The sequence below is a fragment of the Microbacterium sp. 05T445 genome (assembly GCF_056395865.1).
The window spans coordinates 652856-665130 of sequence record NZ_JBFTKJ010000002.1 but is presented as its reverse complement, the minus strand read 5'-3'; the positions used below and the strand labels follow the sequence as shown (position 1 = coordinate 665130).

General features: G+C 66.5%; 11 protein-coding genes. All 11 read left to right on the top strand.

Going from position 1 to position 12275, the window contains the following annotated elements:
* Window positions 1-110 precede the first annotated feature (110 nt).
* The 11 genes from AC1DDU_RS12565 (at window position 111) to AC1DDU_RS12515 (ending at window position 12260) form a co-directional block, all read left to right on the top strand.
* On the top strand, window positions 111-920 hold the full coding sequence (locus AC1DDU_RS12565) for a glycosyltransferase (RefSeq protein ID WP_477434588.1): 810 nt from the start codon (window positions 111-113) through the stop codon (window positions 918-920).
* A gap of 163 nt (window positions 921-1083) precedes the next feature.
* Entirely contained in the window at window positions 1084-3030 is a 1947-nt protein-coding gene (locus AC1DDU_RS12560) for a DUF6541 family protein (RefSeq protein WP_477434586.1), read from the top strand.
* Between the two features lie 40 nt (window positions 3031-3070).
* Window positions 3071-3817, top strand: a complete 747-nt coding sequence (locus AC1DDU_RS12555) for a glycosyltransferase family 2 protein (protein ID WP_477434584.1) — start codon at window positions 3071-3073, stop codon at window positions 3815-3817.
* Window positions 3814-4206, top strand: a complete 393-nt coding sequence (locus AC1DDU_RS12550) for a DUF2304 domain-containing protein (protein ID WP_477434583.1) — start codon at window positions 3814-3816, stop codon at window positions 4204-4206. Before AC1DDU_RS12555 ends, AC1DDU_RS12550 begins: the two co-directional genes overlap by 4 nt.
* 2 nt (window positions 4207-4208) lie before the next feature.
* Window positions 4209-5129 carry a glycosyltransferase gene (locus AC1DDU_RS12545; protein WP_477434581.1) on the top strand — a complete coding sequence of 307 codons (921 nt, stop codon included), beginning with the start codon at window positions 4209-4211 and terminating at the stop codon, window positions 5127-5129.
* Between the two features lie 170 nt (window positions 5130-5299).
* Window positions 5300-6031 (top strand): glycosyltransferase, encoded by a 732-nt coding sequence (locus tag AC1DDU_RS12540; RefSeq protein ID WP_477434579.1) that lies wholly within the window; start codon window positions 5300-5302, stop codon window positions 6029-6031.
* A gap of 312 nt (window positions 6032-6343) precedes the next feature.
* Complete coding sequence (locus AC1DDU_RS12535) at window positions 6344-8569, top strand: hypothetical protein (protein ID WP_477434577.1); 2226 nt, start codon at window positions 6344-6346, stop codon at window positions 8567-8569.
* 191 nt (window positions 8570-8760) lie between these two features.
* A complete protein-coding gene (locus AC1DDU_RS12530; RefSeq protein WP_477434575.1) occupies window positions 8761-9633 on the top strand; it encodes a glycosyltransferase family 2 protein in 873 nt (290 codons plus the stop codon).
* A 69-nt stretch (window positions 9634-9702) separates the two neighbouring features.
* The gene (locus AC1DDU_RS12525; RefSeq protein WP_477434573.1) at window positions 9703-10590 is read left to right on the top strand and encodes a glycosyltransferase; all 888 of its coding nucleotides are present in this window, start codon (window positions 9703-9705) and stop codon (window positions 10588-10590) included.
* 79 nt (window positions 10591-10669) lie between these two features.
* A complete protein-coding gene (locus AC1DDU_RS12520; protein ID WP_477434571.1) occupies window positions 10670-11536 on the top strand; it encodes an ABC transporter permease in 867 nt (288 codons plus the stop codon).
* Entirely contained in the window at window positions 11520-12260 is a 741-nt protein-coding gene (locus tag AC1DDU_RS12515; protein ID WP_477434569.1) for an ABC transporter ATP-binding protein, read from the top strand. Before AC1DDU_RS12520 ends, AC1DDU_RS12515 begins: the two co-directional genes overlap by 17 nt.
* Window positions 12261-12275: the final 15 nt, after the last annotated feature.

Sequence of the window (12275 nt, the reverse complement as noted above, 5' to 3'; positions counted from 1 at the left end):
CGTCAGCGGCTCGCGCCGATCGCCTCGCGCGACCTGCACATCACCCTGGGCGGCGCACAGGCGCGCGACACATTGCGGCCCGCCGCCCTCCTCCAGACCCAGAGAGAACATTGAGCAGAACCAAGCCGAGCGTCCTGGTCGTCCTCCCCACCCTGGGTGATCGGCTGGACTTCCTCGCCCAGACCCTCGAGTCCGTTCACGCACAGCGCACAGCGGTCGATCTGACGCTCGTCGTCGTCTCACCTCCCGGTGCAACCGCAGCGCGCGAGCTCGCGAACTCTTACGGCGCGGTACTGATCGACGACCCGAAGCAGGGCATCTCCGCGGCGATCAACTGCGGACTGCGAGCACGCACCGATGAGCGCTACTACGCCTGGATCGGCGACGACGACATGTTCCTGGAGGGTGGCCTCGGGCTTCTTCGCGACATGCTCGAATCAGATGAGCGTGCCGTCGTCGCCTACGGCGGCTGCCGGTACATCGATCCCGAGGGCCGCACCGTATGGACCAGCGCGATGGGGAAGTTGGCGCTCTTCCTCCTGCCGTGGGGCCCCGACCTCATTCCCAACCCGTCCGCGATGATCCGGTTCGACGCGCTGGAGGCGATCGGCGGCTTCGACGAATCTCTGCGGTTCGCGATGGACCTCGACGCCTTCCTGTCTCTGCGAAAGCATGGCCGTTTCCTTGCCACACGGAAGTTCGTCTCGGCGTTCCGGTGGCACCCGGACTCCCTCACAGTGTCGGACCGCTCGGGCTCGAGCAGCGAATCAGAAGCCGTCAAGAGGCGCCACCTGCCCCGCTGGCTGCGTCCACTCAGCCCGCTGTGGGACGTTCCGGTGAGGCTCGCCTCCCGCCGGGCCGCAAGCAACGTGACGGCCAAGGCGAAGGCTTTGGCAGACACCACGCCCTCAGGGGTCTGACGGGACGGGTGGGTTACGCTGAAGCGTTGTGTTCGGCGGGCGCCAGCCCTGTGGCGCCTCGGAACCCTAAGGATGCCTCGCGCCTGACGACGCTCATAGGCACCTGTTACGTCGACACCGTCCCGCACGCGTAGTCGAGCTCTGTCTCACGGAAGGTCTCAGTTTGCTCTGGCTCTCTCTGGCCGCGGTGGCGGTGGTCACCGTGGTGCTGCTGCTCGTCGTCGGCGTTCCGCTGGCTCGCGTCATCGGCCTGCGCGGATTCACCTCGATCGCGGTCGGTCCCGCGTTCGCCCTCACGATCATCTGCGGCGCTTCCATCGTCCTCCCCTGGCTCGGCGTCGCGTGGTCGCCGCTCGGCGTGGCCGTCGCAGCCGTCCTGGTGGGACTGGTCCTGGCCGGGGTGCGCTGGCTGACACGCCGTTCGCGCACCGCCACGCCCCGCCCCCAGGAGCGTCGCTTCGACCTCTGGCTCTTCACGGCGCTCGTCGTAGCGGCGGTGCTGATCACATGGCGCATCGTCGCAGTGCTCCAAGAGCCTGACAGCATCTCACAGACCTTCGACAACGTGTTCCACCTGAACGCGGTCCGCTGGGTGCTCGACACGGGCTCGGCCTCAGCGCTCGAGATCGGCTACATGACCAACCCAGCGGGTCCGCCGACCTTCTACCCCTCCGGCTGGCACGGCGTCGTGACGCTCGTCGCCCAGCTGACCGGCGCCGAGGTGCCGGTCGCGATTAACGGTGTCGTCCTGGCCGTCTCCGCCTTCGTCTGGCCGCTGGGCATCGTGTTCCTATGCCGCACGCTGTTCGGACGTTCGCCCGCGCTGTCCGTGTCTACCGGCCTCGTCGCCGCGTCCCTGCCGCTGCCGCTCATGCTGATGGACTACGGCGTGCTGTACCCCTTCCAGCTGGGAGTCGCGCTCCTGCCGATCGCGCTTGCGGTTACCGCGCGCCTTCTGCGGCTCCCGGCGGGGCCCGACTCGACGGGCACGCTGTGGTGGGGGATCGCGCTGCTCGGCGTGCTGCCGGGCATCGCGCTCGTTCACCCCGGCGCACTCATGGGATGGCTCGCGCTGTCCGCCCCGATGGCTCTGGTCTTCGTCGTGAGCCGCTGGCGGAGCGTGCCGATCCGCCGCGCCCGGACGATCCTCGTCTCGGCGACCATCCTCTATCTGATCGTCTCGGCGGCGATGGTCTACGTCCTGCGTCCGCCGTCGGGCGCCCGAGGGTGGCAGCCCGAGATGAGCGTCAACGACGCGATCGTCAAGGTTCTCACCACCGCCCCGTGGTATCCGTCCGCGCCGCTGATCGTCGCGATCGCGGCCGTGGTGGGCATCGTCTGGGCAGTCGCCGCGCGGACCCGATCGTCACTCACCGCGCTGGGCATGTACGCGGTCGCAGGGATCCTCTTCATCGTCGTCGCGGCGATCCCCTTCCCGTTCCGCGATCTATTCACGGCGCCCTGGTATAACAACATCCCCAGGATCGCCGCTCTCCTCCTGGTGGCGACCGTACCCCTGGCGGCCTACGGCATGGCCGTGTCGTGGTATCGGTTCCGGCGTGCACTGCAGCGCGGCGGTGCATCGAAGGGAGTGGTGGGTCTCGCAGCCGCCGGCGTCGTCGGCATCATCGTCGTGCTGCTGCAGGTCGGTCCGCTGTCGGCGATGCCCGAGGCGCAGCGAGTCGCGTCCGCTTCGTTCGCCCTCACGGACGACTCCCCGCTGCTCAACAGCGACGAAGCTGCCCTGATCGCGCGGCTAGATGAGCACGTTCCTGCGGACGCCGTCATCGCTGGCAGCCCGTGGACCGGCACGTCGGTGGCATACGCGCTCACGGGTCGCCGCGTTCTGATGCCCCACATCCAGATGGAGATCTCCGACGCCCTGGCGGAGGTGAACGACGATCTCAACGACGCCACCCCCGGCTCGCGCGTGTGCGACGCCATCGACGAACTCGGAGTCGGCTTCGTCCTCGACTTCGGAACCCGCGAGGTCCACGGCGCAAACCACGTGTTCCCCGGCCTGACGGATCTCAAGGACTCGGATGCAGTCAGACTGATCGACCACGAGGGTGATGCCCGACTCTACGAAGTGGTCGGGTGCACGCGATGATGCGACGGGCCGAGCGCTCCCCCTCTAGGGTGTGTGAAGAATGACTGACTCGATCGCACCGACTCTCATCATCGTGCCGGCGTGGAACGAAGAGCGAAATGTCGGACACACCGTCTCCGAGATCCTCGCCGCGCGGCCCGACTATGACGTCGTCGTCATCGACGACGGTTCGTCCGATCGCACCGCCGCGGTGGCCCGCCAAGCCGGCGCCACCGTGATCCAGCTCCCCTTCAACCTCGGCGTCGGCGGGGCGATGCGAACGGGCTTCACGTTCGCCCAGCGCCACGGCTATGCCCGGGCGATCCAGGTGGACGCGGACGGTCAGCACAACCCGGCGGACATCGACGCGGTCCTTGACGGCCTCACACGGGCGGATATCTCGATCGGCGCCCGGTTCGCCGAGGTCGGCGACTACGATGTCAGGGGTCCGCGGCGCTGGGCGATGATCGTGCTCGCCAAGACGCTCTCGCGCGTCGCCAAGACCCGGCTGACGGATGCGACGAGCGGATTCCGCGCCGCCGGCCCGCGCGCGATCGCGCAATACGTCCAGTACTACCCCGCTGAGTATTTCGGCGACACCCTCGACTCGCTCGTCGCCGCCTGCCACGCGGGTCTCACCGTTACCCAGGTGCCCGTAGCCATGCGTGCCCGCATGCACGGCACCTCGACGCAGGGAACCTTCGGGGCCATGAAGTACCTGCTCCGAGCGGTATTCGCGCTCGGTCTCGCTGTGATCCGCCCTCGTCGCGCGCAGCGCCAGGGCCTCCCGGAGGGGCAGCCGTCATGATCGTCTTCCTCGGCCTCGCACTGGCCGTCATCATCCTGGCCATCGTGATCTGGATGCTGCTGACTCGCACGCTGCGAGAGAAGTACGCGGTGATGTGGCTGATCATCGCCATCGCGGTTCTGATCCTCGGACTATTCCCCCAACTCTTGGTCTCCGCAACTGACTTGCTCGGGGTGCAGCTGCCGTCGAATCTGCTGTTCGCGTTGGCAATAGTGCTCCTCCTCGGCGTTGCACTCCACTTGTCGTGGGAGCTCTCGCAGGCGGAGGACGAGATCCGCCGGCTCGCGGAGGAGGCTGCGCTGGCGGGCACGGCGATCGAGCAACTGGAGCGTCGCGTCGCAGATCTGGAAGCCGAGGCACGGCAGCGCCGGACGCCCGAGGACGACTGACCGTGCTCGGGTCCGTCTGGGCGGTCGTGACCTCGTACCGTCCGGAGAGTCTCCTCGGTGTGCTCACCCCGCTCCTCGCGCAGGCAGCAGGAGTGATCGTTGTGGACGACGGCAGCGGCCAGGATGCGGCGGACGCGCTGGAGAGCGCCCGCGTGCTCGGAGCGGATGTCAGAGAACTGTCCGAGAACGTCGGCATCGGTGTCGCCCTCAACAACGGGATCACCGCAGCCTTCGACGCCGGCGCCGACGCGGTGGTGACCTTCGACCAGGACTCGCAAGTCCCTGCCGACTTCATCGCCCGGCTCGTGGCTCTGCACGACGAGCTCGAGACGGCCGGGATCCCGGCAGGCCCGATCGTCCCGCAGTACTTCGCCGACGTGAGCCAGGCGCGAGGCACGGACGCGCAGGGGCGACTCATCGCCGAGAACTCGATCCAGTCGGGCATGCTCATCTCCCGCCGGCTCATGCAGCAGGTCGGCCCCCTCAGAGCCGACTTCTTCATCGATCTGGTGGACACGGAGTTCGAACTGCGCTGCGTCGCGGCCGGCCGTCCCGTGTGCGCCGTGCCGGGTCTGCGGCTTCCGCACCGGCTGGGGGCGCGCTACCGGCGCCGCGGCAGGCTGCCGGTGCTGCGCGTCGTCACTCTGAGCACGCCGTTCCGGTACTTCTATCGGATGCGCAATCGGATCCTTCTCGAACAGGTCTACCGCCGGCGGTTCCCAATCCGACTGCTCCGCGACGGTGTCACGGATCGCCTGCACTTCCTCATCGCGCTCTCACTGGCTCGCCACCGCCGGGACTTGTGGGCCGTCCTGCGTGAAGGGGCGCGGGCGGGAAGGCGCGGGCAGGGCGGCAGGGCGCCCGCCGAGGTTCTGCAGCGCGCTGCGCGCATCCACTGGGCGGCGGATCGTCTCGAAGACTGACATCGTCGCCCGGCGGACAGCTCCTGCCGACCTGGCACGCTCCGATCGGCAGTCGGGCCTCGCAACGTATGATGTAGGGGCGATCGCCGGTGGGGATCTCGCACCCGGTCGGTTCTGCTGGTGCGCATTCCTTCTCGTCGCGTTCACCGGCCGGAAGGTACATGCCCCTCATGAATGAAAGTGTCAGCGTCTGCATGGCGACCTACAACGGGTCGGAGTACATCGCGGACCAGCTGAGGACGATTCTCGACGAGCTCGCTCCCGGCGACGAGGTCGTCATCGTCGACGACGCGAGCATCGACGACACCGTCTCGATCATCGAGCGCTTCGGCGATCCCCGGATCCGTCTGCTCCGGCAGCCGCAGAACCAGGGGTATGTGCGCACTTTCGAGCGAGCGCTCCGGCAAGCTACCGGCGACGTGTTGCTGTTGTCCGATCAGGACGACGAGTGGATTCCCGGGCGCCGCAACGTCCTCGTCCGAGCAGCGATGACCAAAGGGGTCGCCGCCTCGAATCTGGTCCTCCTGGACTCCGGAGAGCCTCTGAAGTCACCGCTCACCGGAAGACCCTGGCGGGTCGAGGAGACTGATTCGGACCGCAGGGTCCACAACGAGTTCCTGATCCTGATCGGCGATATCCCGTACTACGGTTGCACAATGGCGGTTCGCCGAGACATCGTGCCGCGGATCACCCCTTTCCCCACTTTCCTGACAGAGTCGCACGACCTATGGATCGCGACCGTGGCGAATCGCCATGGGCTCATGACTCACGTCGCGCAGCCCACCCTTCGCAGGCGGGTACACGCGACGAACGCTTCGACGCCCACACCACGATCGCTCTCCAAGGTGCTGCGCGCTCGCTGGATGCTATGGCGGGCCTACCTCGCCGCGGCCCGACGCTGATCCTCTCCGCGGCACGGAATCAAGACACGCCACTTCCGTCACACTGTTCACATCCGCTTCGTCCGCCACAATAAGGACGTGAGACCGTTTGCTGATCGCACCCCGCCTTTTCTCGGCGCGCTTGCGATCGCCACCGCCGTAGTCTTGATGGCGGCATCCGTGCTGCCCTCTTCCCCGGCGTTTGCGCAGGCGCCCGCCAGCGAGGCGGCGGCGGCTCAGGTCACCGACTCGGAGATCCGGGCGGCAGCGGACCTGACACAGTTCCGGCCGGGTCGGATCATCACCGACGCAGTGTTCTTCGACTCGACGACGATGACGGAAGCCCAGATCCAGTCCTTCCTCGAATCGAAGGTCCCCAGCTGCCGCGCGGGGTACACGTGCCTGAAGGACTGGTACGACACCTCCCGATCGATCGGGGCGGATGCGATGTGCGGCGCGTATCAGGGGGGCGGGTCCGAACGCGCGTCCCGGATCATCTTCAAGGTCGCACAGGCCTGCGGGATCAATCCCCAGGTGATCCTGGTTACCCTGCAGAAGGAGCAGAGCCTGGTGACGCACCAGACGCCGACCAGCGATCGGTATCGGATCGCGATGGGTCAAGGCTGTCCCGACACCGCAGGGTGCGACGTCCGCTACTACGGCTTCTTCAACCAAGTGTTCGGCGCGGCCTGGCAGTTCAAACGGTACGCGAATCCGCCCGGCACAAGTCAGTACTTCACCTGGTATGCACCCGGTAAGACGTGGAACCTGCGTTTCCACCCCAACGCGGGGTGCGGCACCTCGCCGGTGTACATCGAGAACCAGGCGACCGCCAACCTCTACTACTACACGCCCTACCAGCCCAACGCCGCTGCGCTGCGGGCGGGGTACGGGCTGGGCGACTCCTGCTCCGCCTACGGAAACCGCAACTTCTACAACTACTTCACGGACTGGTTCGGAAGCACCGAGGCACCCTACAGTCCACTCGTCACCGGGCCTGCGCGCGATCGGGCATACCTCCTCAACAGCGGGTACAAGTTCCCGATCTCGTCGCCGACCGATCTGCAGGCGTTCGGTGCGGCGCTCGGCGGCCTGCGGTCGGTCCCCTCCAGCTACCTGGACAGCATCCCCATCGGGCCCAGCGTCAGCCGGTATATCCACGATCCACGCACCGGGACGCTCTACCTGCTCGAGGTCGACGGCACCAAGCACCACCTTGTCACCGCAGATCAGGTCAGTCTCTTCGGGTACCCCTTCAACTCCTATGTGAACCTCGAGCCACGTCTGGTCGACGCGTTCCCGACGGGTGGCGAGGTCGGGCAGTTCTCGAGGTCGGCGGGCGGGACCGGCGAAGTCTTCTATCTCGACGGCGGCGCACTGCGATACGTCTACGACACCCCCGCGTACGCGTACGCGGCCCGCGGCAAGAGCAGCTACATCGCGACGATGGATGCCGCCGCTCACGCCCGCATCCCGCGGGGAGCCAACTTCTTCACACCGAACACCCTCGTCAAGGGCACGTCTTCCGGCGACGTGTACCTGACAACGCCGAGCAGCACGATCGTGCACATTCCGAGTTTCGCGCTCGCGGCCGAGTTCGGCGCCACCAGCTACAAGGTGGTCGCGGATGCGATGCTCACGAAAAGCGTCCCGGCCACCAGTTCCCTCGAACCCGTCGTGTCCTGTGGAACCCAGCAGTTCGTCGCCGCGTCCGGCGTCATCCGCCCCCTGAGCGGACCGGCCACAGGTCTCGGCGTAACGCAGCTCGCGGCCCCGGACTGCGCCGCCTTCCCTCAGGGAGCGGCCGTCGCCGCGCCGCTGTTCGTCCAGGCAACGACGGGACAGGATGTGCACGCCGTCATGGACGGCAAGCTCCGTCACGTGCACGGCTACGCGCAGCTCATGGCACTGAACGGCAGCCGTCCGCTCGTGGTTCTGCGCTGGCGAGCCGACACGATGACCGCGCAGGGCTTCGGTGCCCCCCTGCTCTTCAACGGCGAGTTCATCCGCTTCGAGGGGCGCGGTGAGGTCTACCGGTACTCCGACAACGCGCTGCACCATGTGACCGACTACAGCAGCCTTGTCGCCCTCGGCGGCGGCCGGCTTCCTGTTATCAGTCCTGTACCAGCGGCGTACGCGCAGTCATACGCCTTCGGCGATCCAATCGCCGGCGTCCCGCTCGTCACGGAAGGCATGTTCGTCCGCTTCTCCGGAAGTGGGGAGATCTACCGCTACGCCAGGGGCGAGCTGCACCACATCACCGACTACGCCACCCTCATCTACCTGGGCGGCGGGCGCGAGCCGGCGATCGTCACCGTGCCCGCCACGGTCGCCTCGGCCTATCCGGTGGGGTCACCGATCGGCGCTCCGCCGTCATTACCTGACGGGACCTTCGTACAGTTCTCCGGCACCGGCGAGGTGTACCTGGTGAGCAACAACGAGCTACGCCACGTTCAGCGGCTGGAGACGCTCGTCGCCCTGGGCGGCGGCCGCGTTCCGCCGATCCGTCAGCTCCCGCTGCAGGATTGGGCGTCCTGGCGGTTCGGCGCGCCGCTCTAGCGCGTGTCCCTCACGTCCAGGCGCCCCGCTCCACTGCGCCCGGAACGACCCGTCGACAACGGAAAACGCACGTGGCCGGGGCTTCTTTCCGCTCAGGATGCGTCGGATACAATTGACGCTTGTGCTCGCCGACAGTCGGCGATGCCGTGCCCACCCCGAGGTCGTAACGAGTGTCCCAGTATCGCGAGCGAGTGAGCGTCGTCATCCGTACGAAGAACCGCGAGCGACTGTTCGCTCGCGCGCTGGACGACGTGATCGCGCAAACCCTCGAGGACTGGCATCTTGTCGTCGTCAACGATGGCGGCCGCCCCGGTCCTGTCGACACGCTCCTGGCTGAACGCGAGAGCGCCTTGGACGGACGCGCGGAAGTGATCCACGTCGACGGCGGCACGGGCTCCATGGAAGCCGCCGCCAACCTCGGCGCCCAGCGAGCGCGCGGCGAGTTCGTCATCATCCACGATGACGATGACACCTGGGCGCCGGAGTTCCTGGCAGTAATGGTCGATGCCCTCGATGCCGATCCCGAGGCTGTGGCGGCCGCCGCCCGCACCGAGATCATCTTCGAGCGCATCGAGGGCGACCGTGCCGTCGAACTCGGCCGCGCGCCCTTCGTGCCGCCGGGTGAGATGGTGACCATCTACGACCTACTCCAAACCAATCGTGTGGTGCCGATCGGCCTCCTCGTCCGCCGTCGGGTCTACGACGAGATCGGCTGGTACGATCCGGCGCTCAAGGCGGTCGGAGACTGGGAGTTCAACCTTCGTCTCGTCCGTCACGGTCGCGTCCCGTTCGTGGGCGAGCAGCCGCTCGCCTTCTGGCACCAGCGGCCGCACGCGACGGGCGCGGCATCCAACAGCGTATTCGGCGAGAGTCTCGACCACATGCAGTTCGATCGACTCGTTCGCGATCAGGCCATCAGGGAGTACGTCGATCGCAACGGCATCGGCGGCCTGCTCTACCTCTCCAAGTACATCGAAGAGACGGTGCGGCACTATTCCCTGCAGCAGACCGTCCGCCGCGCGCTGAGCCGGATCCGCAGCAAGCTGCGCATCCGGCGCCGCTGACCGGCTCCCCAACGTCTCAGTCCCCAGGAAAGGTCCTTCAGCGTGTCTAAACGGGTCGCAGCGGTCATCGTGACTTACAACCGGCTTGAGAAACTCAAGACCGTCCTCAGCTCGGTCCGCGGACAGACGACCCCGCCCGAGTGGATCGTCATCGTCGATAACGCATCGAGCGACGGCACCGCGGAGTACCTCGCCACCCTGGACGAACCCTCACTGGACATCACCCGACTCGCGGACAACACCGGCGGCGCCGGCGGCTTCGCGACGGGAATGAAGCGCGCGTACGACCTCGGAGCTGACCTCTTCTGGCTTATGGACGACGACTGCTACCCGGAAGCGGAGGCGCTGGACCATCTCGTGACCGGTCACAGCCAGGCGATGGAGGCGATGCCGGGCGGCGTACCGTTCGCCTGCTCCCTGGTCTACTTCGATCACAATGAGCTCGCCGAGATGAACATCGCCGCCCCCGACTGGAAGTGGGCGCGGCTGTGGGTGCAGGGCCAGCGCGCCTTCCTCGTTCAGACGTGCTCCTTCGTGTCCGCGCTGTATTCGCGGGAGACGGTCGAGCGCATCGGGCTGCCGCTGCGGGAGTATTTCATCTGGTTCGACGACGCCGCCTATGCGCGGATGGCGAGCGTGGGCATCGGCCCCGGGGTCTGCATCCTCGATAGCAAGGTGATCCACGACACCCCCACCAATGTCGCGGGCGACTTCTCGAAGGTCGACGACCAGAACATCTGGAAGTTCGCCTTCGGCGCTCGCAACGAAGGCTCCTACCACCTCCACCACGAGTCAGTCCTCTCGTACCTCCGATTCTTCGCGCGCGTTCAGATCCTCATGCACCGCGGACACGTCGCTTGGCGCCTGCGTCGCCGGATCACCGGCCGCTTGTTCGCCTCGATCGGGTTCAACCCCCAGGCCGAGCAGGTCACTCCAGTCACCGCACCGGTGCGCTGAGCGCCCTACGAAGAGCTCCTACCCATGCCGATCATCCAACTGCCCGCGACAGGGCACCGACTGCCGCCCGGAGGGACCCATGCGCCGCGACACAAGCGACGCCGCCGTGCTTGAGGAGCCCGGCCGGAGCCGCGGACTGGCAGACGTCTTCTCTCATCGTCACTTGCTGAACCTGATCGTCCGCAAGGAGATCCAGATCCGCTATCGCGGCTCGATCTTCGGCTGGCTGTGGTCGTATGTGAAGCCGCTGGTGCAGTTCCTGGTGTTCTACGTCGCGCTCGGCGTGTTCCTGGCACTCAACAAGAGCATCGACTTCTACGCGATCTACATCCTTGCAGGCATCACGATCGTCACCTTCTTCAACGAGGCCTTCTCGAACGGGACGCGCTCGCTCGTAGACAATGCTGCGTTGATCAAGAAGATCTACTTGCCACGCGAGATGTTCCCCATCTCGAGCATGCTGGTCGCGCTGGTGAACACCGTTCCCCAGATCATCGTCGTCATCGCGATCGCGCTGTTCTTCGGCTGGGCGCCGACGGTCCTCCAGATCGCGGCCTTGCTGCTCGGACTCGTCATCGTGGCGCTGCTCGCGACCGGACTGGGCATGCTCTTCGGTGCAGTCAATGTGACATTCCGCGACGCCCAGAGCTTCGTGGAGATTATCGTCATGTGCGCCGTGTGGGCGTCGCCGGTGATGTACCAGTGGGAGATGGTGGCGTCCAAGGTGCCGGACTGGCTCTTCGTGCTCTATCGGCTGAACCCGCTGACGCCGGCCGTGGAGCTGTTCCACTACGGAATCTGGTTCCCCCTCGATCCGCGCGGCGCTCAGCCGCTCCCCGACCTCTGGACCTATTCCGGCTGGGCGCTGGTCATCGCGCTGCTGGTCCTGGTGTTCGGCCAGTTCGTCTTCCGCCGCTTGGAGGGTCGCTTTGCCCAGGATCTCTGAGGCCACACTGCCCCGCATCATCGTGGACGAGGTTCACAAGGACTTCAAGCTCCGCCACACACACTCGATCAAGGAGACCTTCGTCGCGGCGGTGAAGCGCAAGCCGCTCACCACCGACTTCCACGCTCTCGACGGAGTCAGCTTCGAGATCGGCGAGGGAGAGTCCGTCGCACTGCTCGGATTCAACGGGTCAGGCAAGTCGACAATGCTCAAGCTCATCTCCGGCGTGCTCACGCCGGATCAAGGCAAGGTGCTCACCCGCGGTCGGGTCGCGGGGCTGATCGAGGTCGGCGCCGGCTTCCACCCCGACCTCTCCGGGCGCGAGAACATATACCTGAACGCGGCCATCCTGGGTATGACCAAGAAGGAGACCGACGAGCGGTACGACCAGATCGTCGAGTTCAGCGAGATCGAGCAGTTCATCGACACCGAAGTCAAGCACTACTCGTCGGGCATGTTCCTCCGACTCGCGTTCTCGGTGGCTATCCACACCGAGGTCGACATCCTGCTCATCGACGAGATTCTCTCCGTGGGTGACGAGCCGTTCCAGAAGAAATGCCTGGCACGCATCCGGGAGCTGCACGGCCAGGGCAAGACACTGGTGGTCGTCAGTCATGATCTCGACATGGTTTCTTCCCTCTGCGAGCGTGGGATCCTCCTCCGGGGCGGCAAGATCGCGTTCGACGGTCCGAGCGACCAGGCCGTGGCGAGTATGCGCGCGTGACGCGCCTGTGCCCTC

Excerpts from the sequence above, each read along its gene's own strand:
- AC1DDU_RS12540 (WP_477434579.1), top strand. The coding sequence starts at position 5,300 with ATGAATGAAAGTGTCAGCGTCTGCATGGCGACCTACAACGGGTCGGAG.
- AC1DDU_RS12550 (WP_477434583.1), top strand. The coding sequence starts at position 3,814 with ATGATCGTCTTCCTCGGCCTCGCACTGGCCGTCATCATCCTGGCCATC.
- AC1DDU_RS12520 (WP_477434571.1), top strand. The coding sequence starts at position 10,670 with ATGCGCCGCGACACAAGCGACGCCGCCGTGCTTGAGGAGCCCGGCCGG.
- AC1DDU_RS12535 (WP_477434577.1), top strand. The coding sequence starts at position 6,344 with ATGACGGAAGCCCAGATCCAGTCCTTCCTCGAATCGAAGGTCCCCAGC.
- AC1DDU_RS12555 (WP_477434584.1), top strand. The coding sequence starts at position 3,071 with ATGACTGACTCGATCGCACCGACTCTCATCATCGTGCCGGCGTGGAAC.